Source organism: Singulisphaera acidiphila DSM 18658 (genome assembly GCF_000242455.2).
Lineage (GTDB): Bacteria > Planctomycetota > Planctomycetia > Isosphaerales > Isosphaeraceae > Singulisphaera > Singulisphaera acidiphila.
Map to the genome: position 1 here is coordinate 1,424,090 of NC_019892.1, position 25,080 is coordinate 1,449,169.

Below are 25,080 nucleotides of genomic sequence, written 5' to 3' on the forward strand. Positions count from 1 at the left end.
CGATCAGTATAACATGGGCAAATTGGGAGGTTAGCGGGAAAACGATTTTTTCCGGAATTCCGGAGCGTTTTCCGCCGATATAAAGAAGTTCGGCCGGAACCGGGCTTCTTCACTCGGCCTGGGCGCTTCAGAGAGCAACCCTCGCGCCATTCCCATTCTCACCCCCTTTGAATCCTGGCGCAGCCGGTCAGCGGCGCGGCAGGAATCTTCCCGAATCCGGTGGCCCATGTTCCTGATTTTGCCCGCAGGAAAGGACTTTCTCTCCGTCAGACAGAGCCGGCGCATCTCCGGCAATCGGATTACCACGGATTTTCGTCGCGACTGAGGGGGGCTTTCGTTAAGTACGAATTTTTCAAGGGGTGACGGGTAAACTTTTCAAAAGTGCCAGGGCGCTGTTCCGGACGCCGACCAGCCCTGATTTGCTCAGGTTGCTGATTTCGGGACGGAGCTGCTCGGCCAGTCCGGGGGACTTGTGGTCGACCGAGTATTGGAGGGCTTGCAGGGCTTCGAGTTCGATCGCCTCGATCTTGCTGTGCTTCTCGCTCGGTGAGGAGAGGGTGATGATCTTGTTCAGATCGGTGGAGGAGAGCATCTCACGGAAGACGCCTTGGCTCGCGGAGTCGCCGCGTCGGCCCAGGGCGATCGCGGCGTTGTAGCGGACGTAGCAGTCGACGTCCTTGAGCCGGTCGCGGAGCACGCGAGTGGACGAATCGCCGCCGAAGAAACCGAGAGCATAGACCGCGGCCTGGCGGAGTTCCTGATTCTCGTCCTCGCTGGCCACTTCCAGCGCTTTGATCGCGCCGGCGTCTTCAAGGCGGCCGTCGAGCCGGGCGGCGTGTTTGGCGAGGCTGATGGCGGCGGCGAGCCGGACTTGCGGAGGTTGCTTCGGTTCGAGGGCACGGGCCAGGATGGTCAGCGGATCGACGTTCCGGCCGTCGGCCGACTGGGCGTCGAGGGTTTGGAATGCACCTAGCGTCAGGGTCACGTACTGGGTGAGCTCCGGGCTCTCTTTGAGATCAAGGTCGTGCGCCAGCAGGTCGGTCAACTCGCCGAGCAGCTTGGGGTCGCTGGCTAACTTGGGATCGTTCTGGATCAGGCTGGCCAACTCGTAGGCGGCCCGCCAGTGGGCGTTCGGCGAGCGCAGCAGGCGGACGTACTCCATCGCGTCGCGCTCGCCGCCGGCCAGCTTGCCGAACAGGAGCCAGACGACGATCACGACCGCCACGATGACGGCCGGGATCACGAACAACTGGACGATGAACCCGGCCGAGGGAGCCTCGACGGGGGGCAGGTCCGTCAAGGCAGGGTCGTACGGCGGCTGGTGCTCGGTTGGTTGGCTCATGAAGCATCATTCATGGGAGAGAGAAGCGAATGCGCATCACGCGCCGAATGTTACCGGCGCGTTCCACGCACCCTTCATCCCTTCTCAGTTTAAGGATTCAGCACCGGCCGTCAAGCAACCCCGTCAGCGCACCGAAGGATTGCAAAAGCCAGGTGGATCGGCGCTGTAGAGGCTAGGGGCCTGGCCCTGATCTTCGAGATCCGAGCGACCCCCACTCGTCGTTCCTCATCCTTGGTCGGGAACCCTGTTTTCCTTCGAGAAAGGCTTGCCCGACAGGCCCCACTGCCAGAGGTAGTAGATCGGGATGCCCACCATGATGCTGAGCAGTGAGTAGGTGGAAACCCAGAATCGCTCGGAGAAGGCGGCGGCGGTGAGGATGGTGGTGAAGACGAGGTAGATGGCCGGTGTGACCGGATATCCCGGGGTCTTGAACGGCCGGGGCAGATCGGGCCGTTTCACCCGGAGCACATAGACCGCGCTGATCGTCAGCATCGAGAAAATCGCCAGGCCGACGCTGGCATAGATGACCAGGCTATCAAACGACCCCGTCCAGAGCAGGGTGAGGGTGCAAAGGACCTGCAAGGCCGTGGCGACCACCGGGGTTGATGCGCGTCCGGAGAGCCGGCCCGCGACCTTGGGGAACTGCCCTGCCTGGGCCATGGCGAAGATCACTCGGGGGCCGATCAGGACGTAGGCGCTCAGGGACGAGAGGAGCATCAGGCCGATGGAGACCGAGAGCGGTTCGGACCATTTGACGCCGAACAGACGCTGCGCGGCCAGTTGCGCAATGGGGGCGACGGCCTCCGGCTTGGACGCTAACGGAAGCCGATTCTCCGGGCCGTCGACGATCGCACGGATGTCGTCGGCCGACAGGGCGAGGGCGTAGACGATATTCAAGCCAAGATAGAGGGCGACGACGCCCGCCGTCCCGAGCAGGATGGCTCGAGGGAGTAGCCGCTGCGGTTCGACGATTTCGCCCGCGAGGTACGACGCAGCGTTCCAACCGATGTAAGCATACGAAATATAGACGAGTGAGAACATCATGGCGAGAACGCGAGACCCGGTCATGGGGGGAAGGTCGACCAGGTTGGCGTGATGCGGCCAGCCGACGGCCAGCCCGGCCAGCACGAACAGCCCCAGGAGAATGAGCTTCAGCGACGTGATCCAGCTCTGGACTCGCGAGGTTCCTCCCCGGCTCTTGGTGTGGATGGTTGCGAATACCAGGATCGTGAACGTCGCCAGGCCTCGCTGGGCGTAGAGAGCGACCGGTCCTTCGAGGTGGAGCGGGACCAGGAGGAACTTGGCGGCCCCGAATGCGGCGGCGGCGCTGGGGGCCGCGAAGCCGATCAGGAATGAGACCCAGCCTGACAGAAACGCCGCCAGCGGGCCGTACGCCTCATGTAGATAAACATAGTCTCCCCCTGTTTTCGGCATGGCAGCCGAGAGTTCGCAGAGGGTCAACGCGCCAGCGGCGGCGATCACCCCGCCCAGGACCCAGAGACCGAGCATGAGCTGGTTGCTGCCGACGGAGTAGACGGTGAAGCCCGAAGTCGTCAGGATTCCGACGCCGACCATGCTCGCCACGATGACGAAGGTCGCCATCGCCAGGCCGAACTCGGCGGGCATCTTGGTGGAGTTCTCCCCTGTCGGCTCGAACTCCGGGTCGCGACTCGACATTGGTATCTCCACTCCACAGGCAAAGGGACCAGGTTGCACCTTTTGTGATGCGTCACACAGGAAAGATCACAGGCCAGATGGGCCAAAAAAACAAGACGGGAGGGGAGATTACTCTCCCTTCCCGTCTGCTCTTGATCGCGTCACGCTCAAACTTCGTGATCCCACTGCGCCGGAGGTTCAAGGCTTGTTACTTGAAACCGGGGGATGAGGAAAGCGAAGGCGTCGGGTCGGGCGGGACTTGCTCGTCGATCGGCGGCGCGACGTCGGTGAACTTGGCCGAGGTGGGTGACAGCGACGCAGCGCGGGGCTCAATCGCCGAGGAGCCGGCGCCGAGAGCGGGCTCTGTCGACATCCCGGCCGCAATTTGTCCCAGGGCCTGTCCTGCGGCATCGCGGACCGCCTGTCTCTTGTCGAGAGAGACGGCCTGGCGAAGCGACTCCGTGGCGCGAGGGTCGCCGATCTCGCCCAGGGCGTTGGCTGCCGCCACCCGAACGTCCTTGTTCCAGTCGTTCTTGAGCCGATCGACGAGGGAAGGGACGGCCCGCGCATCGCGGAGTCGGCCCAGCGTGTACGCCCCTTCGATCCGGCTGTTATCGTGATTGCTCTGGAGCCTGCCGATCGCGTTCGCCACCGGGTCAACGACGACCGTCGCCGGCGCCTGGGCCACCGGAGCGTACGGCTGCGGTGCGTTGTAGATCACCGTCGGCGGGGGCGCGGGGGCCATGTAGACGGGGGCCGGCTGGGCCACGTAGACCGGGGGCGGTGGAGACGAAGCGAGGGCCGAACCCGCGAACATGCCGAGGCCGAAGAGGCCGCCGCCGACCGCCAACGCAGGGCCCCATCCCGGCCCTCGATTGTTGTTGACGAAGACGTTGCGCTCAACGAAGACCGGGCCACGAGGCCCATAACCGCCTGGGCCTCCGCCACGATGCCCCGTGGGCACGTATCCCCGGCCCGGGTTTACTGCGGGACCACGGGGAACGATCCGCTGAGCCGTGTTTGAGCTCTGGAACGTTCCCCCTGGCCGCTGGATTGTCACCTCGCGGTTGACGAAGCCTGGCCCGCGTTCGCTGGAGATGCTTCGCTGAACCGAGCGCCCACGCGGTCCCGTGATCGTCACGTCTCGCTCGCGCCCTACGACCTGTCCCCAACTCGGAAGATTGCCCACTCCCAAGGCCAGAACCAGGCCAGCGCTGATCCATCGTTTCTTCATGGCAAGAGCTCCCTTCGGTCCGTCGGAGAGGCGTCGTCCGACCCGCAACAGCACTTCGGATCAGAGGCCGGAGATTTTTATACTCTTGGCCCAATCTGTGAAGCCCAATCGTGTGCGGATTGATCAGGTTTGTCCCGGAACCCTCCTCTTCGGAGGGGACCGAACGTGGTCTCACCTCACTCTTTCAACATCGGTGTTTCCCAAGGGCAAGATAATGAAGTGGGCCTTGTCGAGGTTTCGCGATATCACGATGAAAGAGCAATTCCATTTCTTCTTTTTGGCGGAAGCTGATTTCAGAGGCTAAACTTAGATTGATTCGCCCCATGGCTTGACTCGAAGTTGGAGATGGCCGAATTTGACGATGGGTTCGGCCTCAGATGCATTCGAGTACGGCTCCCTTTGAGGAACGTGGAGGCCCCGCGATGCATCCACTTTTCGCACATCCGTTCTCAATGAAGTGGAACGTGACCGTGTTGGAGGTCGCTCCCGACGGATTCCTTTCGCCTGCTTGTCAGAAGTGCCAGGCGGAACTCGATATTCATCAGCCGCAAGCGGACGATCCCAACGAATTGCTGGGAACGTGCAGCCAATGTGGCTGCTGGCACCTGATCCAGGTCGCGCCTGGTGGGACCGAGGCCTGGGTGTTCAACCTGCCCGGAGTCGACTTCGTCCGTGAAACGCTGACCCAGGCTCGCAAAGAGGCGGCCCGGAAGAAACCAGGTGCCCCCAAAGGATCCACCGCTCGGAGTCCGAAGAACCGCGTGAAGCTGGGATCCGAAGGGCACTCCGGCTGAGTGGCGGTTCGATCAACCCTTAGGCTGCTTCCCTTTCCCCTTCCCCCTCTTCCCATTCTTCGTTTTCTTTTTCGAATCCTTGGGACTCGGCTTCGACCGGGCGGCCTTGGCCAAGCTCGAGGCGGGAGGGCGAGCACGACGCGCCTCGGGCGTGCTCGGGGTCGCTTCCGACCGTTTTGGACGGGATTCCGCCTCCAGGACCTCCGCCGGAGCGAGGTCGAGCTCTCGACGATCGATGTCGATCCGCGTGATCCGGACCTCGATCCGATCTCCCAGCCGGTAACGCCGGCCGGAGCGGCGACCGATCAGGGTATGGGTCTCGAACTCGAGGTAGTAGTAGTCGTCGGCGAGGCTGGTGATGTGGACGAGGCCGTCGACCGGCAGGTTGACAATCCGGCAGAAGAGGCCGAATTCCTCGACCCCGATGATGATCGCCTGGAACGACTCACCGATCCGGCTCTCGAGATAGGTGAGGAGTTTGATCTTTACGAGTTCCCGCTCCGCGGCCTCCGCGCGGCGCTCGGTCTTCGTGCAATGGTCGGCCAAGACGGTCAGCTCGTCGTGGTCGCTCTTGGGCCGCTTCCCCTCGAGCAAGGTCGTCAACTGGCGGTGGACTTGCAGGTCGGGGTAGCGGCGGATCGGCGAGGTGAAGTGGCAATAGTTCTCGCTCGCCAGGGCGAAGTGTCCTTCGGGTTCGGGCGTGTAGACCGCCTGCTTCAGACTGCGAAGCACACCGTAGTGAACCGCGTATTCCTCGGGCTTCCCCGCGGTCTCGATCAGGATCCGTTGGAGCTCGAACCGGCTTTGCGGGTTTTCGATCTCCAGGCCCAGGCTTCGGGCGAACTCGGCGAATGCGTCCAGCTTGGTCGGCTCGGGGTCGGCGTGGGTTCTCCGGAGAAAGCCGGCGTGCTTCTCGGTCAAGAAGGTCGCGACCGCTTCGTTGGCCGCGAGCATGAAGTCTTCGATCACCTGGTGGCTTTCGTCGTTCGAGGCGAGATGAGCCCCGACGACTTCCCCTTGATCGCCCAGGTCGACTTCGACCGCCGGCATGTTCAGCTCCAGCGCACCGCGCTCGAAGCGGCGGCGGCGGAGAATCTGGGCCAGCTCGAGCATTGCGCCAAGCATCCGGGCGACTTCGGGCGTGACCCCTTCGTGCTCGGCCTCGGGCTCCTTCATGACCGTGATGGCTTGTTCGTAGGAGAACCGGTGGTCGACCTTGATGGCCGAGCGCGCGAAGCTGAGGCCGGTGCGGATCCCGTCGGCATTGAACTCCAGGAGGGCGCTGACGGTGTAGCGCACCTTGCCGGCCTGGAGGCTCGCCAGGCTGTTGGAGATGACTTCGGGGAGCATCGGGATGACGCGGTCGGGTAGGTAGACACTCGTGCCGCGCTGGCGTGCGGTACGGTCGAGGTCTGAGCCGGGCTGCACGAAGTGGGAGACGTCGGCAATGTGGACGCCCAGGCTCCAGAAACCGCGGTCGTCGCGCGAGAGGGTGATGGCGTCGTCGAAGTCGCGCGCGGTGGCTGGGTCAATCGTGACGGTGAGCGTCGTACGGAGGTCGAGCCGCTCGCCGATCTCCGTCTCCGAGAACTGTTTGCCCAGCTTCCTCGCTTCGCTGAGCGTCTCCTCGTCGAACGTATCGGGGATGTTGAATGCGCGGATGACTCCCAGGGTGTCGACACCGGGCTGACCGCGAGGACCGAGGATCTCGCTGATTACCCCCTCCCCTGCGGCATATGGGGTCGGGTAGGAAACCATCTCGATCGCGACCTTGTCGGCCGGCTTGGCCCCTTTGGCGCCGGGATCGCCGACATAGATCGGTGCGCCGAACGTGGTGCCGTCCACGCGGACGAATCCCGCTCCCAGTTCCTCGAAGTAAGTTCCGACGAAGATCCCCGACGCCCTGGCGAGGATCTGGACGATCCGTCCTTCGACGTTCATCCTCGGCCCTTTGGGCCTCTTGGTGATCTTGACCGCGACCTCGTCGCCGCTCGAGGCGTCGCGGCTCTGATCGACCGGGATGTAGATCTGGTCGGTCTTTTCCTTCGACGTGTGAGGGCGAACGAAGCCGAAGCCTTTCGCCGACCGTCGGAAGAGGCCGATGATCGTCCCCTTCGTGTGGGGCTTACTCAGTCGCTTGTCTTTGGCGATCTCGAGCCGGCCATCCTTGATCAGCCCCTTCACGGCCGCCCGAAACGCGGGGTAGTCCTCAGGGTCGATTCCAAGCCGACGCGACATTGCCTTCAATGTCATCGGCTTGTAATCAGCCTCGGAAACCAGATCCAGCACCTTGTCTGTCGGGTCGGTCATCGACGGTCTCTCCGCTCGGCCGGTGTCGGGACACGGTGATCGCCGTCAGCAAGAGCGCGAGAACCACCGTAGAGGCCACAGCACGAAGTGGTGCATCCGGCAATGTCTCATTTTCGGGCTGGCGGAGCCACAGTCACACGGCCAGGCCGGCCGTATTTCCCTCGGGCCCCTGCCCCGGACAATTCCTCGCCGGGTGCGGGAATAGACTTTGGGCCTGGGAGCCACGGGTTCCGCATGAACGGAACCCGTGGTATCCAGACTTCCTTCGTTTCCCGATTCTCATCGGCCGACCGATGGAGAGAGCCCCAGCCGATTTGATCACCCGAGGGCGATTCAGGGTTCCATCGATTCGTCCGGGAGGCCGTTCGACTGTGCGATCCCCTTGAAGAGCCGCCGGCCCAGGTTCTGCTGGAACGGGGTCCAGCTTGACTCGCGGCATGGGTCGTCCCGGATCTCACGGCTGAACGTGTGGATCTTGGCGTCGAGGTTGTCGAGATAGTGGAGCGCGATCGCCTCGAGAGTCATCGGCAGCTTGGGGCTGCCGAACTCGTGGGTGCCGTGATGGCTGACGATCATATGCTTGAGGCGAAGCAAGAGCTCATTCGGGAACGGTTCGCCCGTCAGGTCCGCGCTCTGCTCGACCTTGTCGCGGAGCATCTCGACGCCCATGACCAAGTGCCCGACGAGCTGGCCTTCATCACTGTAGGCGAAGGCGCGATCGTAGCTGAGCTCGCTCACCTTGCCGATGTCGTGGAGAAAGATGCCCGTGAGCAAGAGGTCGCGGTCAAGTTCGGGGTAGAGGTCGACGATCCGATCGGCGATCGTGAGGATCGTGACGACGTGTTCGAGCAACCCCGCGTGGTAGGCGTGGTGGTTTTTAATGCCCGCCGGCGCCGTGGTGAACTTACGGACGAACTCCTCGTCGATGAGGAAGCACTCAACGAGCGCCCGCAAGTGGGGATTACTGATGCTCAGAAGGATTTCGCGGAGCCTTGCGGTCAGACGCGCGACGTTCTGGGTGCTCTGCGGCAGGTAATCCTCAGGCTCGATCTTCGTCGGATCAACGACTTCGATATGCGAGAGGATCAGTTGCAAGGCGCCCTGGAAGACTTGAGTCTTGCCTTTGACCCGGAGATAGTCTCCTGGATCGAACGTTCGCGCCAGTCCCTCGCTCGCATTCCAGAGCCGCGCACCGACGCTTCCCGTCTTGTCTCGCAGTTCGAGGTGGAGGTAGAGATTGCCCTGGCGATTGGCACGGAGTTGCTTGTCGGCGACCAAAAAGGATTCGTCGACCGCGTCTCCGTTGCTCAGCTGATTCACATAGCGACGGCTCATGCGGCAGTTCGACCGTGGGTGCGGAACCGGATGGTTCGTTCAGGAAAATCGGACGCGAAGCCCACCGAAGCGGTGATTGTAGGGGGCGGGTGAGGGTGGGGTCAAGGGACCTCGAATCGCACCCTCCAGAAACGCTGGCGGCCCGTCCGAATGATGTCGGACGGGCCGCCTGAGCCGAGAGCTCGAAGACCTGGCGATACCGGGCCGAAGGAATATTCCGCCAGCCGGCTCTCCCCAATACCCGCCGATCTTAGAAGATGCTGGGCGGGTCGGTGAAGATCGGGTTCCCCACCTTGGTATTGGGATTCAGCGGGAACGGGAAGGGCTGATTGTTGTCCCCGTTGCCGGGTACGACGACTCCCGCCGGGGGAAGACCGGCGATGGGCGGACCGACCTTGTGGATCAGGCTGAACCCGCTGGTCCGCACTCTATGGCGGCCGATCTTGCCGAGTTGCTTGATCGAGTTCGACGGGTCGACGACCACCCCGATGTAGTAGTTGCGGGGGCGGTCGGGGAGAGTGACCGCGTTGCCAATGATCGTCGCCACGTTGTTCGGCGTGTTGATGGTCGACTGGCCGAACGCCTGGCTCGTCGAGGGAACGGTGTCGATCCCCGAGATGTTGTCCAGGGTGTAGAGAGCAATCACCGAGCTGCCTGGCCCGAACTTGCGATCGACGGAGGCGACCAAGGCGACGGTGATCGGCCCTTGGGTGGACGTGTCGACCGTTCCGAAGTTGGCCACCTGAATGTTCGGCTGAATCGTGTCGCCAGGCTGGAGTGTCGGCGGCAGCGCGAGGCCCACCGCCGCGACTTTCGGAAGCGGGGCCGCAATCAGGACGGGGGACTTCCGGCTATTGTTGTTCGTGAAGTCGGACTCGAGGATGTTCCGCGTCGGGTTGACCTGGAAGAAGACGTTGATCACGCCCCCTTCTTTGGCAAAACCGGGAGGGCGGCTGGGCAACTGGAAAGTTCCCGTAAACTGTTGGACATCATTTTGAGGGATGCCCGGGATGTCGATGACCCCGATCTGCACCGCCCTGCGGGTCGATCGGCCGTTTTGAGGTGTTGCGTAGACGACCACCTGGGTCGGCCCGGCGTCGGACGTGCTCGTCGCCCCGGGCTGGAGCGCCAGGGGCTCGATCAGCGTGCTCGAACCGGTATTTTTGACATCGACCGTGACGGTCAGGGGGCTTCCCCAGGCTGCGGTTGGGGCAGTGAAGCCCTGGACCGTCAGGTCGGGGAGCGAATAGCCCAACGGCGTGTACGCCATCAATTCACGCCCTTCGAGGCGTTCCAAGCTGGCAAGCTCCGGTCGGCGTCGGGCGCGACCCTTCCGGCGATCGCGCCGGGATTCCCATGGTAACACCGAACACCTCCCTGCGGCCGAGGGTCCACGGCCTCCCGAGCCTTTTCCGTAAGCTCAGGACAGTGGACCTGTTCCCCCAACCATCAACATTGTTGATTTTCGGCGAGACGACGCACTCCGTGCGGCCCGTTCGCATTTGCTCTCGGACCACCGGACACTGGTCTAGATTGTCGTCTGACCGAGAGGCGGAAATTGGGGGCAATTCGCCGTCTTCCAAGGTTTTGGGTCGTGCCGTGAACAAGATAACGAGCGAACGGAACGTCGGGCTTCGTCGGGGTTTGCAGGTCGAACCGGATCGGCCGGGAAGACCGCGCTCCGCGATCGCGGTCCGATCTGGTAGATTATCCATTCCGTGGCCTCCGCCTTGGCCCGACGCAACGGGAATCAGGTGTGTGTCTCGGACTCCCCTAATGTTGTTCGCAATCGAGCGAGGAGCGATCCCGTGCGCTGGTCGAAAGCCTTGATCCCGACGCAGAAAGAAACCCCGGCTGACGCCGTGGCTCCGAGCCACGTCTTCCTCCTCCGTGCGGGGATGGTCCGTCAGCTCGGTGCGGGAGCCTATACCTACCTCCCCCTCGGCTTTCGCGTCCTCAATAAGGTGATCAAGATCATCCGCGAAGAGATGGAAGCGGCCGGCGCCTCCGAACTCTTGATGCCCGCGCTCCAACCGGTCGAGCTCTGGAAGCAATCGGGCCGGTACGAAACGTTCGGCGAACTCCTGATGCAGCTGACCATCAGCAGCAACCAGACGATTGCCCTCGGGCCGACGCACGAAGAAGTGATCACCGACCTGGTCCGCGACCTCGTCAAGTCGTACCGCCAGCTCCCGATCACTCTCTACCAGATCCAGACCAAGTTCCGCGATGAGCCCCGCCCCCGGTTCGGCATCCTCCGGACCCGCGAGTTCCTGATGAAGGACGCGTATAGCTTCGACGCCGACGTCGAGCAGTTGAGCGCCAGCTACGACGCGATGTACGAGGCCTACTGCCGGATCTTCGATCGCTGCGGGATCCCCTACGTCATCGTCGAGGCCGAGAGCGGGCCGATCGGCGGTGACAGTTCGCATGAGTTCATGGTCCCGTCGTCGACCGGCGAGGATGTTGTTGTTCAGTGCCCGTCGTGCGACTACGCGGCCAACCGCGAACGCGCTGAGATTGGCGAAGCGGCGGCCACCCTGAGCCTCCCCGATTCCACGACCCCGTTCGAGGAAGTGGTGACCCCCGGTCGGCGCACGATCCAGGAAGTCTGCACCTTCCTCAAGGTCCCCGAGTCGACGTCCGCGAAACTGCTCGTCTTTCTCGCCGACGACAAGCCTGTGGCTGTCTTGATTCGGGGCGATCACGAGGCCAACGAAGCCAAGGTCCGCCGCGCGTTTGGGGCGAGTACGCTCGTCGCGGCCGACGCGGCGACCGTGGAGAAAGTCACCGGCGCACCGATGGGCTTCCTCGGCCCGATCGCAATCAAGATCCCTCTGGCGATCGACCGCTCGGTGGCCGCAATGCCCCACGTCGTGGTCGGCGCAAACGCGGTCGACCTCCATCTCAAGGGGGTCGTCCCCGGTCGAGACTTCCCGCTCGATCGTGTCGTGGATCTCCGCAATGCGGCCGAGGGAGACCCCTGCCCTCGCTGCGGCGCCACGATGATCGTCAAGCAAGGCATCGAGGTCGGCCACGTTTTCAAGCTCGGCACCAAGTACTCCAAGGCGATGGGGGCAACCTTCCTCGACGACAAGGGGGCCGAGATCCCCTTGATCATGGGATGCTACGGAATTGGCGTGAACCGGATCGTCGCTGCGGCCGTCGAGGCCGGTCACGACGACAACGGGATCGTCTGGCCCCTTCCGATCGCCCCCTACGAGGCCTTGATCGTCCCGCTTCAGCCCCAGAATCCGGCCGTGCTCGAAGCCGCCGAATCGCTCGAAAAGCAGTTCACCGAGGCAGGGATTGACGTCCTGATGGATGATCGCGAACAGCGCCCGGGGGTGAAGTTCAAGGACGCCGACCTGATCGGGATCCCGCTCCGCATCGTGATCAGCGAGCGTGGACTCAAGGAAGGGACGATCGAGGTGAAGTGGCGAACCGACGCCGCCGCTCACCAGGTTCCGGCGGCGACCGCTGGCGAGGCGATCCTCGCCGAGTTGGAGGCGATCCGCAAGGGACTCGCCGCCACCTGTGTCGAGCGTCGAATCGCCCGCGCTGCGGCGAAAGGTCAATGAGCCACACACCCGTTCCGATTTCGAAGACCCCGTTCGTCCTGCTCGGCCTGCTGACGGTTCTCACCGTCGGCGGGCCGGTCGTGATCACCCAGACGATCAAAGGGGGAGCCAGCCCCGGTTGGCCCCCCGATCGGCCCGTCGAGTGGTGGACCTTCGGCCTGGTGACCGGGGCCGTGCTGATCTTGATGACGGCCTGCCTCGCAATCGGCCTGGTCAACTGGCGGAAGACCCTCGCGAAACGCCCCCAGGGGCCGCAGGGAGGATCCCTTATGTCCACTCCCGTTGATGAATCTTTCAATTCGGACTAAAATGACAGAAGAGAGATAGAGGGACGCGCCGCAGTGTCGTGGAAGTCGGCCCAGGGATTGGTGCGAGCAAAGAGAGGTAGGTCAGGTCATGCCGTCTGAAGCATCCCGGATGGAGACGATTCGCGAAAAAGTCGAGGCCGGGCAGCGCTTGAGCTTCGATGACGGCATCGCCTTGGAGGAGTCGAACGACCTGTTCGCGCTCGGTTCGATGGCCAACCTGGTCCGCGAGCGGTACAACGGCAATTTCGGCTACTTCAACGTCAACACGCACATCAATCCGACGAACGTCTGCGTCTACACGTGTGACTTCTGCGCCTTCCGGGCCGACCTCAACGACCCGCGTGCGTACGTGATGAACCAGGAGCAGATCGTGGAGCGGGCTCGCCAGGCGCACGAGCGCGGGGCGACCGAGCTACACATCGTGGGTGGCTTGCACCATAAGCTGCCGTTTGAATACTACGTCGACGTGGTCCGCTGGATCCGCGAAGCGGCCCCCGAGATCCACATCAAGGCGTACACCGCGGTCGAGATCGAGTTCTTCGCCAAGATCGCGCGCCTGTCGGTCGAGGAGATTCTCAAGCGTCTGATCGAGGCAGGGTTGGGGAGTCTTCCCGGGGGCGGAGCCGAAATCTTCCACCCCGAGGTCCGCGCCGAGATCTGCGGGGCCAAGGCGTCGACCGAGACCTGGCTCAACGTGCATCGGACCGCGCACCGGCTGGGCCTGAATTCCAACGCGACTATGCTCTACGGCCACATCGATAAGGCAAGGCACCGGATCGACCACATGATCCGTCTGCGCGAGCTGCAAGACGAGACGAAGGGCTTTCAGACCTTCATCCCGTTGGCCTTCCACCCCGACAATTCACGGATGGATGAGCTGCCCAAACCGTCGGGGGTCATGGACCTCAAGACGATGGCGATCAGCCGGCTGATGCTCGACAACTTCCCGCACATCAAGGCCTACTGGGTGATGCTCGGCATCAAGACCGCCCAGGTTGCCTTGTCGTTCGGAGCCGACGATATCGACGGGACCGTGGTCCACGAGAAGATCTACCACGAAGCGGGTGCCGAGACTCCCCAGGAAGTGACCGTCGCCGAGATCCAGCGCCTGATTACCGAGGCGGGCCGGATCCCGGTCGAACGCGACACCCTTTACCACCGGGTCGAACGCGAAGGGGGCCAATGGGCTTCGCGTGAACATATCGATGTGGTCGCCCTTTCGGGCGTGGGAAAGTAAGCGTCAAGCATTTCAGGCGAGCGGGGAGCGTGAGTTCCCTGTCCTCTCCCAAGCAAGACAAAGGGGGGCTTATGCCCCCCTTCGCCTTTTGGGGAGGCCAAGAGGGGCTTATTCCCCTGGTCGTCTTCTTGTGAGTCGATTTGGGGTTCGCATTGACCCCGTTTCCGGCTTGTCATAAGATCCGCGCAAACCGGAATTGCCCGTCAGGCCGACCGTTCGGCCTCGGCCTGTGCTCATGGAGGAGCGCCCGCGATGCGAGATCATAATAAGGCGTTCTGCCGCCTTGTGGCCGACAACTTTGAATGTCCCGGCCCCGTCTATGAGTTCGGCTCATACCAGGTCGAGGGACAGCTCGACTACGCCGACCTCCGTTCCATGTTTCCCGGCCGGGAATACGTGGGCTGTGATATGCGACCCGGCCCCGGGGTCGATCGCGTCGAGGACGTCAGCGCGATGACCCTCGCCGATGAAACGGCGGGAACGGTCCTCTGCATCGAGACGTTCGAGCACGTTTTCGAAGTCCGCAGGGCGTTCGACGAGGTCTTCCGGGTGCTCAAGCCGGGCGGCCTGTTCGTAATCACGTCCCCCTTGAATTTCCGGATCCATGGGTATCCCGACGACTACTGGCGGATGACCCCGAACTGCTTGCGGCGAATGATGACCCCGTACGCCGCGCGCTTGACCGGCTATCAGGGCTATCACAAGTTCCCGCACTCGGTGATGGCTCTGGGCGTCAAAGGGCCGAGCCCGAGCGGATTCGCCCGCAAGGCCGACGAGCTGGCCTTGGCCTACCGGGCCTGGCTCCGGAAGACCGAGGAGAGCCTGCCCTTGACGGAGAAGGTCCGTCGTGGGCTGTCGCGAGTCTATCGCTCCAAGGGAGAGCGCTACCAGGTGTCCGACTATTATTCGGCCGACTTCACCCTGGACGTCGAAGGTCAACTTGCCAACGCGGGCTGACCGCTTCGTGAGTGTTCGCCGTTGCTGGTGACGGGTGATCCAACCGGTCTTATCTCGGTCCCTACTTCCTGAGGTCGTGCCGATGTCGACAACGCTCAACCGCCTCGTGATTCTCGGACTCGATGGCGCCACGTGGACCGTTCTCGACCCGATGCGGAAGCGCGGCCTGATGCCGAACCTCGACGCCCTCCTGGCGCGGACGGCTCATGGGACCTTGCGGTCGATCGTCCCCCCGGTGACGTCGGCCGCCTGGACGACGATGATGACCGGTTGCGGCCCGGCCCGGCATGGCGTTTTCGACCACCGCTACTACGACGTGGCTGCGGGACAGATGAAGGTCAACCACTCGGCCCGGGTCCGGGTGCCGACCTTCTGGCACCTGCTCTCCCAGGCCGGCCGGTCGGTGGTCAGCCTGAACGTGCCGGTGACCTATCCTCCGCTCGACGTTCGGGGCGTGGTCGTCTCGGGTATGGATGCTCCTCACCTCGACGCCGCGCTTTCAGGAGCCCCAGAATTCGCCGAGCGGCTTCGCGCCGAGGTGCCCAACTACAGCCTCCGCTACTTCTGGAAGCGCGCCCCGCAGTCACTCGCCGAGCTGACCGAGAACGCCCGGCTTACCGCCGAGAGCTTCATGGGACGCGCAGAGGGGGGAGTGCTCGCCGACCGGATGGTGCCCGACTGGTCGGCCCTGATGGTCCAGTTCCAGAACCTCGACCCGTTCCAGCATCGCGCCTGGCGCTACTTGAACGTGGATGAGACGGGCATCGACAATCCGCCCTGGAACGAGGCGGCCGGCGAAGTCATGCGTGGGCTCGACCGGGCGATCGGAACTTTGGTCGAACTGGCCGACCGACGCAACGCGGGTGTCCTGGTGGTCAGCGACCACGGCTTCGGACCTTGCCTGGGCCGGATCCATGTGAACCGGATCTTGATCGAGGCCGGTGTCGCGCGGGTGCCGGGGGTCTCGGGCAAGTTGATCCGTCGGGCCAAGCAGGCCGCCGACCACGCGCGGCTCTGGGGGGCGAAACGAGACGATCCCTCGGCACGCTCCTCGTCGTTCGATCTCTCGGTGGAAGCCCAGTTCCCGTTCGACTGGAAGCGGACCCTCGCCTTCGCGCCGCACCAGGACACGGCCGCGATGGTTTATTTGAACTCGACCGAGCGGCGGGCCGGCGCTCCGCTGACCACCCCTCGGCAAATCGACGAGGCTCGCGTGGCGGCTTCACATGCGCTGGCCGAGGCCCGGCACCCGGAGTCGGGCACCCCGCTGTTCCCGCTGGTCATCTCAACCGCCGAGGCTTACGGCCTCGATCCGGCCCTCGAAGGTTACCCCGACCTGATCGCGCTGCCCGACGAGTCGTACTGGGTTCGTACCAAGCTCACCCCGGGCCGAGGCTGGGTCGAGCCCGACGCGAACTTGCCCGGCACGCATCGCCCTGAGGGAGTCGTCGCGCTCTGTGGAGCGGGGATTGAACCGGGCCGAACGCTACAGGCCCAATTGCTTGACGTTGCCCCCACGGTCTTGAAACTCCTTGGTCTCCCCATCCCAGCCCACATCGAGGGGAAGCCCCTGCCCTGCATTTCCGAGCTTCCGACCATCCGCCAGGATCCTGCAACCACGGCCGTCGTCGGTCCTCATCGGGCCGAGTTCGACTACACGCCCGAAGAGCAGGCGATCATCGAGCAGCGGTTGGCCGACCTCGGCTACCTGGAATGAGGTCGATCGAGGCGAGCGTAAGCTCCCTGTCCTTTTTTTTCACCCTGGGACCGCGGGTGCCCCGCCTGCTTTTGAATTAGATGAGATCGAGCCGTCGTCGCGGGCTGCGGGCGCGGCTGCAAGTGGGGCAGACGCCCGAGATGACGAACCGATGTCCGGACGACCGGAATCCGTGTTCCTGGCTGATCGCCTCGCGCAGCTTCTGAATCTCTTCGTTGCGGAATTCGACGATGGTGTTGCACTCGGTACAGTGCAAGTGGTCGTGCGACGGGTAGCCGTAATCATGCTCGTACGCGCTTCGGTTCGTCAGGCGAAGCTCGCGGAGCAGTCCCGCTTCGACCAAGAGCCGGAGGGTGCGATAGACCGTCGACCGGCTCACGCGACGCCCTGCCTCCCGCAGATCGGCCACGAGTTCGTCGGCGTCGAAATGCTTGTGGGAGTCGAAGATGTGGCGGATCAGGATGCGTCGGGGCTCGGTCAACTTCTCGCCGCGGATCTCGAGAAACTCCCGGAATTTTTCTTCCGGGCTCTCGGAAACCACGATGGGATCAAGGGGTGCGGAATTCGACACGAGCCTCATCCTGAAAGAAAGTCTCGGGTCCGGCATCGAGAGGGCCGAACCATTAATCAAGAATCATTATTACTATTCTAGCGTCCCCCGCCCTCGGCTTCCACTCGACTCGCCATGAAGAGCCTGATTTCTCATTGGTAAAATGGGGGGAATCGGTGCAACCTGGGCATGCTGTTTTGCCTGGCTGATCTGAATTCCCGGCAGGCCAAGGTGGTTCTACCTTGGCCTACACCGGGAACCAAAGTCCGGTCGCGATAATCCGAGATCCCTCGCGCTCAGTTGCTCGGGGTCAGGGAGATCGTGGGCCCATTTCCTGCGGGCGCTGGCTCGCCGGTGGGGACTAAGGTCGAGGGGACCCCGGCTCCCACTGGGGTGGCCGGCATGGCCGGTCGGCTGAGCTTGGCCTGGAGCCCTTCCAGCACGGTGTGCAGGTGGCGCACCGCATGGTCGCAGCCTTGCGGGTTGCCGGAGTAGGAAAACGCATTGGCGCGGAGCCGGCCGAGGCTGCGCTCGTAGGCGACGATGTGGACCTGCTCGACAAAGTCGGTCGCAGGCGCTCCACAATGTCCCTTCGCTCGGAAGAGATCCCCGGACTCAAGGAGCTCGACGAGCGGCTTGAGATCGGTCTGGCTGAGGTGATGGGTCCCTTCGTTATCGAGGACGGTGCCGTCGGCGTAGACCTGAAGGCACATTCCGAACTGGTTTCCGTCGCTGGACCGGACCAGCGAGATCCGCGACAGGATCGGGTCGGCCTCGGTGGAGGCCCGGCTGACCCGGGGTTGGGGGACCAGACGGGGCGTCGGCCCATTGTTAGCAGGTGCGGCGGCCGGTGTCGCCGCCGAGAAGAGCATCCCCTGGGACGGCTCAGACGGCGCCGGCGCCCGAGGCGCAGGGGCCGTTGGTGCGGGGGTTTGTGGGGCGGAATTCGTGGAATTTCCGCCAAATCGAAAGAGTCGCCCGAGGCGGCTGGGCTCGTCGCCGTAGCTGACCAGGGGGCTCGTGAGTGCAATGAAAAGACTGGGGGCGACCAGGGTCGCACCCAGCAGAGTCTTCAAGCCGGGACGCATGCCGACCTCCTTGCCGGTTAGCTCTCGGATCCGATTGGCAACAACACGGCGGCTCACGTCGAGACGACGCGAAACACCTCCTCAACCGTGGTCGTGCCTTCCAGGATCTTATCGACCGCGCCCCGCTTCAACGTTTGCATTCGAGGTCGAACGCACTCAGAAAGCTCCATGGCGGCAATTTGGTTGGCCCGGCGGTACGAGCAAATCGTGCGGACCAGGCATTTCGAGCACGAACAGCCGGAGATTCCGAAGTGATCCAGGTCGCGCCCGCGCCGATCATCGGAAGCTGCCCCGCAAGGGATTGCGAAATCAGGTGTTCGAAATGGCTCACACGACCTCGGGAAGCAGGCCGTGAGAGGAGCGCTGGGGCGTGATCCGGCCGTCCTGGGGGTGACGACGATCGACGATGTTGTGGCTCGATATGATCTCGAGCCGGCTTGGCCATCGGCGGGCCGCGCCTTAGGACTCGATACGGGGCGTTTGAGGTCGGAGAAACGATCAAAAGGCGTGATTTGGATCGTTTTCGGGACTCACCCGGGAGGAGAATCACAATCTTGAGGTGCCAATCAAAAGGCACTGGCGACCGATCGAACGACGAGTGTGGTCCCCTGTCGGGGGATCACCTCATCGGCCGATCGGTCGCCAGTACGGGCCGAGCGGAGTGGAGCCGGGCGAGGTTTACCAGCCCTGCAACTCATCCAGGAGACGGTCCAGCGCCAGTTCCATCTTCGCGGGCGAATCATAGGAGCCGGTGGCGATCTGCCGTCGGATCTCCTCGACCTTTTCGTGACGGATTTCGGGCAGCCTGCTGATCCCGTCGAGCATCTGGCCCAAGGGCGAGATCTCGACCTGATCGCGGGGCGTACCCGCTTGCACAGTCTGGCCCGCATCGACACTGAACGCAGCCAGCCGCGGGTAAATGGGTTGAGGGCCTTGCATTCCCCCAGCGCCGAAGACTTCCATGTGTGTGCCTCCCCTAGTGGTGCTCTGGCCGGCGGCTCCACCGTCGGCACGCCCGGACGTTGCGAAACAAGGAAACCCGCGGAAACCACAGTCGAAGATGAGCCCGCTGACGAGCAGTCGGTTTTGGTCCCATCCCCCAGGTCTCCACCGTGGTGCCCAACGGTCTCGGGCGTCCACACCTATCTTATCGGCCGGAAGATGGAACGGATTTAACCAAAGACCCGAAAATCGGGGCTTCGTTCTGGGCAAAGTCTGAGGGTCACCGTTGCATCCGCGCATTGCGGGGTGTCGGCTTCAGCGAGTCGGCCAGCAACTGCGACGTCTGCCCCAGTCGTGCGGTCACCGACTGGATGTGTTGCTGGATTTGTGTAACTTCTTGACGCTGTGAGGGATCTGTCGATTTCGCCTGCATCGCGTCGAGTGTTTTGACCAGGTCATGCAGCTCCTGGGCTCCCTTGGTGAAGATCTGTGCCGTGTCGTAAACCGCCTGAACCCGAACATCTTCGGGCGTCGGTTTATAGAACGGGCTGAGGACGAACGGGTTGGCGAAAATCTTTTGGACCAGCTTATTCCCCCAGTCGGTCGCGTCGCGCACGTTGGCGACGGTCCGTTCCATGTCGGCCCGCCCCTTGGTCATGATCTGGGCCCCGTTGGTCGCGATCACGTCGGCCTGATAGAGGACGCGATCGGCACGGGCCCGTGTGCCGTCGAGGCCGTCGAGCAGTTTCTCGATCTTGACCCGATCCTTGGTTGTGATGTCCTGAATCGTGGCCATCAGGTCACGCAGGCTCGTGATGCTTTCGCGGATATTGGGGCGATTGTCGGTAAGCAGGCCGTCGGCCTGGGCCGTGATCGATTCAAGGCGGCTCAGGGCGGCCTCGATCTTGGGGCCGGCGGCGGTGATTCGCTTGACCAGATCCTCCACGTTCCCCGCGCTCGATTCGAGGGCGGGCCGGATTGCGTCGGCCGATTCCCGGACTCCGGTGGCCGTCTCCTGGACCGTCCCCAGGATTTGCCGGACCCGAGGGCCGGCGGCGTCGACCGTTTGGCGGACTTCGGAGATCGTGTGGCTCAGGTGGCTCCGCTCGACCGGACCGAGACCGACTTGCTCGAGAATCGGGTCGAAGAAGGTGGACGCCACCCCCTGCACGACCTGGCCGGGCACCAGGGCCACGGTCGAGGTGCCCGACGACAGGATGTTGACCCGGCTTTGGCCTGACAGGCTCGACTGAATCGTCACCTTGACGTCCTGCCGCAATTTCTTGGCGAGCTTTGTGGGGAGCGACAGCTTGAGCTTGGCGACCAGAAAGCCTTCGACTTCGGTCAAGTCGATGTCAACGACCCGGCCGGCGTCGATCCCGGCGATCCGGACCGCGCTGCCGACCCGGATCCCCTGCCCGTCGCGGAAGACCACGTCGATGGTCCGTCGTGACGTCAGGAACCCGGGCCCTGACGACGCCAGGCCGACCAGGCCGAGCAAGCTCGCCAGCGCGACGACGATCACTGCTCCGACCAGGATTTCACGCATCGAGGATCGGCCGTGCATCGGGTTTCCCTTTCCTCGGAACAACTCTAGGTGATCTCACGTGCTTACTTACAGACAGACTGACGGATCGACGGACAGCTTTACAGGCCGGGGGGAGCCAAAAGGGTTGGGCCGAAGGCCGGCCCGGCGTGGTAAACCAGCAGGAACCAGATGCTGTTGAGGGCCAACGTGGCCACGGTCGCGAAGCAGGCCGCTCGACAGGCTGCCCAGGATACCGGGCCGCTCGGGGTGTCCGCCGAGCCACTTAACCCCTCGTGGCAGGCGAAGAGGGCTGCGAACAGTGCAAAGGCCCCCCCCTTGATCACAAGGCCCGCCACGTCGCGGATCCAGAGCGTCTCGAGGAACATCGCGAAAAAGGAGTCGGTCGAGACCCCCAGCAGCGTCTGGGCGACCTGCCAGCCGACCACGGTTCCAACCAAGACCCCCCAGACCGAGAGCACGAGCCCCGCAATCACACCCGCGCTGAGCCGAACGGCCGCCAACCGCGCGGGTTCCGGCGAGAGCGAGGTCGCAGCCCGTTGGCCGGGCAGCGGGTCGCGATCGGCGATCTCTCGAGGGTCGGCGTCGAGCGCCTGGGTGAAGCGCCCGCGAAGCTCCGGTGTGTACAGCGCAGCCAGCAGGCCGGCCAGGGTCAGGCCCGTCATCAGCGGAGCAACGTTCCGGATCAAGCCGACCCCCACCACGGCTCCGGTTCCATCCACAAACGTGCCGCCGAAATAGGCCTGCATCGAGAGGAAAGAACCCATGCCAATGTGGACCAGGGTGACTAACGGGATTCCCATCGCGAGGATCGAAATCGTCTGTCGGGTCAGCGTGGGGACGAACGGGGGAACGGCCCCGACCGGCGCGAACACCGACCGTGCGGCCGAAATCATCAAGGCCCCCAGATTTCCCAGGTAGGCGGCTCCCCCCAACGCAACCCGGCCGATCATTGCCAGCGGGGAAAGCAGAGGGAGCTCGAGAAACGATGCTGGGCTGGGCATGACGTCGGTCCTCCGTGACCGGTTGCGTCTCATAAGAAGGCGATCGCTGTCGGCGAACTTGGGAGGGATACTTTAGGGATTCTGCGGTGATTTGGCCAGAGAGCCTCGACGACGTTCCCACCAGGCCCGCCACTGCGTGACGGACTTGGTCCGCTCTTCGGGAGGAGCCCAGGGTAAATAACCAAAGTCCTGGCCCGAACGACGGCGGAGTTCCTCGTGGGCGCTCAGTCGGACCACGGGATCGGGGTCGTCAAGCTTACCGATCAATGTCGGGATGACCTGGCTTTCGGGAAGCCCTCGGCCCAGACCGACCGATCGGGCCCGGGTGATCGCGGCAGGGTGGGTCATCCCCCGGAAGTTGCGCGGGGCGATGCTGCAACCGAAGGTCAGGGCCACCAAGGGCAATGTGATACCGACCACACGCCAAAGGTGGGGACGGGAATGAGAGCGGGCGGTAAGGAATCGTTCCTTCCGCTTGTCGTATGGCCTGGAGCGTTGCTCAGTGTGTTGCATCATGCGAGGCTCGGTTTCGGTCAGCGTCCTTGCGTGCGAAGAACCTACATCTCGTCTCGGGGGCGTCCCTCCGCGCTGCCAATCCGAAAGCAAGAAGAGTGGCTCGGATTGGCGGGGGTGACAGCCCGACGAACAGGTCCGTTCCCGGGCTTGTGGCGAACCGTAGTCGAAATGATTAAAGAGGGCAATGGCAACTCGCCGATCATTGTTAGAATTGGAGCAGACCTCCTACCTTGCCTCGGTTCCTTTGACGTTTCGTTCAGAGGCGGCGAGAGCCGAGACTCCGGATCGCTTCGGCGGCAACCTCCACCTGCTCGCGCGAAACGTCGAGATGGGTACAGGCCCGGAGCACCTGTGGACCGAGAGCCGAGACGAGCACACCAACTTCGAGGAGCTGCGCGGCGACCTCGGAGGCGGTCCCCAACGCCGGGTCGACCGTGACCCAGACCAGGTTTGTTTCCACCGGACCCGACTCGAGACTCAGCCCTTCGGTCTGCTCGACTGCGTGGGCCAGGATCTGGGCGTTGGCATGGTCTTCCGCCAGCCGTTCGACATGATTCTCGAGTGCGAACAAGGCGCCTGCCGCAATGATTCCGGCCTGCCTCATCCCCCCTCCGAACGCCTTGCGGAGCCGATGTGCTTTGCGAATCAGGTCGCCTGAGCCGGCTAGAGCCGAGCCGACCGGCGCCCCGAGCCCCTTGGAAAAACAGACCGAGAGGGTATCGAAGTGCCGCGCCCACTCGCGGGCCGCGACGCCCGAGGCCACGACCGCGTTCATGATCCGGGCCCCGTCGAGGTGCATCGCTAGGCCATTGGACCGCGCCCAGGTCGAGATCTCCGCGACGCTTTCCAGCGGGTGGACCCACCCTCCCCCACGATTCTGCGTGTTTTCGAGGCTCACCAGCCGGGTGCGCGCATAATGGCAGTCGTCGGGCCGGATCTTGCCTTGGAGGAGCCCGAGGCTGAGAAGGCCGCGATCCCCTTCGATCGGCCGGGTGGTCGCGTTCGAAAGCCGGGCGATTCCCCCCCCTTCCCAGACGTAGATATGGGCGCTGGCGTCGCAGAGGACCTCGTCACCAGGCGCGACGTGCACGCCGATCGCGACCTGGTTGGTCATCGTTCCCGACGGCATGAAGAGCGCGGCTTCCATGCCGAAGAGTTCGGCCGTTCGACGCTCGAGGGCCTTGACCGTCGGATCCTCGTCATAGACGTCGTCCCCCACTTCGGCTTCGGCCATGGCCTTACGCATCGCGGGAGTGGGCCGGGTGACGGTGTCGGACCTCAGGTCGATCGCGGGCCTGGTCATGGAAGGAGTTCTCGCCACTCGAAGAGTCGAAAGACAAATGCTGACGGCTCAGGACATTGTACGGGAAGCGGCGACCCCTTTCGCTCATTGTGCCGCCTCGAGACTCCAAAGGGTGCGAAGTCCTCCAAATATGGGGAGGCGGCCGGAAAATCGGCTTCCAAAAAAATGAAGAGGCGGCCGGTTGCCTCGAGAGATAGAATGGTCGCGTTCGACTCCTGGGAGATTCCTCCTCCGATGGCAACGACTTTGAACATTTGTCGGATCGACTGCGCCAATGACGATGCGCGCGAGGCGATCTTTGAATTGCGCAGGCAACTGAGCCCCAATGGCAACGTGGTCAGCCCGCAAGGGCGGGCACGGACGTTGGCCGCCTTCGGCGAGGAGCTGACGCCCCAGCAGGTGATCGAGCGGATCTGTGCCGGCGTGCGAAATCGCGGGCTCGACGCCGTGCTCGATTACACGGCGAAGCTCGACGGGGTGACGCTCAGTCCGGCTGAGGTCCGGGTCTCGCGCGACGAGATGCTCGAGGCCTTCCGCGCGGCCGACCCGGCCTATTTGCGGACCTTGCGCCGGGTCCGCGACAATATCCTGGCGTTTCAGTCGGGTATTCTCAATCGCGACGCGGTGATGAGGCGAGGACCCAACTCCGAGCTCCGCCTGCGGTATCGTCCGCTCAAGCGGGTGGGGGTCTGCATCCCGGGGGGAGCGGCGGCCTATCCGTCCTCGCTGCTCATGACGGTCGTCCCCGCGCAGGCGGCGGGGGTCGAGGAAATCGCCGTGGTCGTTCCGCCGACCCCGTTCGGGGGCTACAACACCGACCTCCTGGCTGCCTGCCATGCGCTCGGGGTGACCGAGGTCCACCGGATCGGCGGCGCCCAGGCCGTGGCCGCTATGGCCTACGGCGTGGAGGGGATTCCGGCTGTCGACAAGATCGTCGGCCCCGGCAATTTGTTCGTCGCGCTTGCGAAGCGGCAGGTCTACGGCGAGGTCGATATCGACAGCATCGCCGGGCCGAGCGAGATCGTCCTAATTGCCGACTGGACCGCCGACCCTCGCTTCATTGCCGCCGACCTGATCAGCCAGGCCGAACATTCTCCGGGGGCCAGTGTCCTGATCACCTGGGAGCCCGACCTTATCGAGCGCGTGGCCGAAGCCCTGGTCAAGCAACTCGAGCAGTTGAGTCGCGGCGACCTGGCTCGCGAAAGCCTTGAGCGGTTCGGAGCGCTCATCCTGGTGCGTGACGAGGACGAGGCTGTGACCTTGACGAACCTGATTGCTCCCGAGCACTTGCACGTCTCGACGTCCGACCCGGATCGTCTGGCCGAGCGGCTCACCAACGCGGGGGCGATCTTCCTGGGGCACGACACGCCGGTCGCCGTGGGTGACTATGCCGCCGGCCCCTCGCACGTCTTGCCCACCGGGGGCACCGCACGCTGGGCCTCGGGCCTTTGCTCGAACGACTTCCTCAAGAGAACAAGCCTGATTTACGTCAACCGCGAAGGGCTGGCCCAGATTGCTCCCGACGTCCGCCTGCTCGCTGACAAGGAAGGGCTGACCGCCCACCGTTACAGCGTTGACGTGCGGCTGGACGAGGGGCAAGAGCCGTAACGCCCGTTTGTTCCCGGCTAACTCACCAAACCAAAGGATGGCGTGCCTGACA

General features: G+C 63.7%; 20 protein-coding genes. 7 read left to right on the forward strand and 13 right to left on the reverse strand.

Annotated features, from left to right (window positions below; genetic code table 11):
• Window positions 1–352: 352 nt before the first annotated feature.
• The 3 genes from SINAC_RS05520 to SINAC_RS37865 form a co-directional block, all read right to left on the reverse strand.
• Window positions 353–1,342, reverse strand: a complete 990-nt coding sequence (locus SINAC_RS05520) for a HEAT repeat domain-containing protein (protein ID WP_015244698.1) — start codon at window positions 1,340–1,342, stop codon at window positions 353–355.
• Window positions 1,343–1,567: 225 nt separating this feature from the next.
• Window positions 1,568–3,019, reverse strand: coding sequence for an APC family permease (locus tag SINAC_RS05525; RefSeq protein WP_015244699.1), 1,452 nt, complete (start codon window positions 3,017–3,019; stop codon window positions 1,568–1,570).
• 187 nt (window positions 3,020–3,206) lie between these two features.
• Window positions 3,207–4,232 carry a HEAT repeat domain-containing protein gene (locus SINAC_RS37865; protein WP_015244700.1) on the reverse strand — a complete coding sequence of 342 codons (1,026 nt, stop codon included), beginning with the start codon at window positions 4,230–4,232 and terminating at the stop codon, window positions 3,207–3,209.
• 422 nt (window positions 4,233–4,654) lie between these two features.
• Here SINAC_RS37865 and SINAC_RS05545 point away from each other — a divergent pair, with 422 nt between their 5' ends.
• Window positions 4,655–5,026, forward strand: a complete 372-nt coding sequence (locus tag SINAC_RS05545) for a hypothetical protein (RefSeq protein WP_015244701.1) — start codon at window positions 4,655–4,657, stop codon at window positions 5,024–5,026.
• Between the two features lie 12 nt (window positions 5,027–5,038).
• On the opposite strand, the gene rnr is transcribed toward SINAC_RS05545, so the two are convergent.
• The 3 genes from rnr to SINAC_RS05560 form a co-directional block, all read right to left on the reverse strand.
• Window positions 5,039–7,336: a ribonuclease R gene (rnr, locus tag SINAC_RS05550; RefSeq protein ID WP_015244702.1), complete on the reverse strand. Its 2,298-nt coding sequence runs from the start codon at window positions 7,334–7,336 to the stop codon at window positions 5,039–5,041.
• A 333-nt stretch (window positions 7,337–7,669) separates the two neighbouring features.
• On the reverse strand, window positions 7,670–8,671 hold the full coding sequence (locus SINAC_RS05555) for a 3'-5' exoribonuclease YhaM family protein (protein ID WP_020465848.1): 1,002 nt from the start codon (window positions 8,669–8,671) through the stop codon (window positions 7,670–7,672).
• Between the two features lie 250 nt (window positions 8,672–8,921).
• Window positions 8,922–9,968 (reverse strand): hypothetical protein, encoded by a 1,047-nt coding sequence (locus tag SINAC_RS05560; protein WP_020465847.1) that lies wholly within the window; start codon window positions 9,966–9,968, stop codon window positions 8,922–8,924.
• 511 nt (window positions 9,969–10,479) lie between these two features.
• On the opposite strand from SINAC_RS05560, the gene SINAC_RS05565 reads away from it, so the two are divergent.
• From SINAC_RS05565 to SINAC_RS05585, 5 genes are all read left to right on the forward strand, one after another.
• Complete coding sequence (locus SINAC_RS05565; RefSeq protein WP_015244705.1) at window positions 10,480–12,252, forward strand: proline--tRNA ligase; 1,773 nt, start codon at window positions 10,480–10,482, stop codon at window positions 12,250–12,252.
• Window positions 12,249–12,560: a hypothetical protein gene (locus SINAC_RS05570; RefSeq protein ID WP_015244706.1), complete on the forward strand. Its 312-nt coding sequence runs from the start codon at window positions 12,249–12,251 to the stop codon at window positions 12,558–12,560. Before SINAC_RS05565 ends, SINAC_RS05570 begins: the two co-directional genes overlap by 4 nt.
• Before the next feature lie 88 nt (window positions 12,561–12,648).
• Window positions 12,649–13,797 (forward strand): aminofutalosine synthase MqnE, encoded by a 1,149-nt coding sequence (mqnE, locus tag SINAC_RS05575; RefSeq protein ID WP_015244707.1) that lies wholly within the window; start codon window positions 12,649–12,651, stop codon window positions 13,795–13,797.
• Window positions 13,798–14,049: 252 nt separating this feature from the next.
• A complete protein-coding gene (locus tag SINAC_RS05580) occupies window positions 14,050–14,754 on the forward strand; it encodes a methyltransferase domain-containing protein (protein WP_015244708.1) in 705 nt (234 codons plus the stop codon).
• 82 nt (window positions 14,755–14,836) lie between these two features.
• Window positions 14,837–16,471 carry an alkaline phosphatase family protein gene (locus SINAC_RS05585; protein WP_015244709.1) on the forward strand — a complete coding sequence of 545 codons (1,635 nt, stop codon included), beginning with the start codon at window positions 14,837–14,839 and terminating at the stop codon, window positions 16,469–16,471.
• Window positions 16,472–16,547: 76 nt separating this feature from the next.
• Here SINAC_RS05585 and SINAC_RS05590 read toward each other — a convergent pair whose 3' ends face one another.
• From SINAC_RS05590 to ltaE, 7 genes are all read right to left on the reverse strand, one after another.
• Window positions 16,548–17,042, reverse strand: a complete 495-nt coding sequence (locus tag SINAC_RS05590; RefSeq protein WP_015244710.1) for a Fur family transcriptional regulator — start codon at window positions 17,040–17,042, stop codon at window positions 16,548–16,550.
• A 275-nt stretch (window positions 17,043–17,317) separates the two neighbouring features.
• Entirely contained in the window at window positions 17,318–18,109 is a 792-nt protein-coding gene (locus tag SINAC_RS05595; RefSeq protein ID WP_015244711.1) for a hypothetical protein, read from the reverse strand.
• Window positions 18,110–18,787: 678 nt separating this feature from the next.
• The gene (locus tag SINAC_RS05600) at window positions 18,788–19,072 is read right to left on the reverse strand and encodes a flagellar biosynthesis anti-sigma factor FlgM (protein ID WP_015244712.1); all 285 of its coding nucleotides are present in this window, start codon (window positions 19,070–19,072) and stop codon (window positions 18,788–18,790) included.
• Between the two features lie 259 nt (window positions 19,073–19,331).
• Complete coding sequence (locus SINAC_RS05605) at window positions 19,332–20,618, reverse strand: MlaD family protein (protein WP_015244713.1); 1,287 nt, start codon at window positions 20,616–20,618, stop codon at window positions 19,332–19,334.
• 80 nt (window positions 20,619–20,698) lie between these two features.
• Window positions 20,699–21,601 (reverse strand): ABC transporter permease, encoded by a 903-nt coding sequence (locus SINAC_RS05610; protein ID WP_015244714.1) that lies wholly within the window; start codon window positions 21,599–21,601, stop codon window positions 20,699–20,701.
• A gap of 72 nt (window positions 21,602–21,673) precedes the next feature.
• The gene (locus SINAC_RS05615) at window positions 21,674–22,117 is read right to left on the reverse strand and encodes a hypothetical protein (protein ID WP_020465845.1); all 444 of its coding nucleotides are present in this window, start codon (window positions 22,115–22,117) and stop codon (window positions 21,674–21,676) included.
• Window positions 22,118–22,373: 256 nt separating this feature from the next.
• Window positions 22,374–23,420: a low-specificity L-threonine aldolase gene (ltaE, locus tag SINAC_RS05620; RefSeq protein ID WP_015244716.1), complete on the reverse strand. Its 1,047-nt coding sequence runs from the start codon at window positions 23,418–23,420 to the stop codon at window positions 22,374–22,376.
• Window positions 23,421–23,654: 234 nt separating this feature from the next.
• On the opposite strand from ltaE, the gene hisD reads away from it, so the two are divergent.
• On the forward strand, window positions 23,655–25,028 hold the full coding sequence (hisD, locus tag SINAC_RS05625; RefSeq protein ID WP_015244717.1) for a histidinol dehydrogenase: 1,374 nt from the start codon (window positions 23,655–23,657) through the stop codon (window positions 25,026–25,028).
• The last annotated feature ends 52 nt before the right edge of the window (window positions 25,029–25,080 follow it).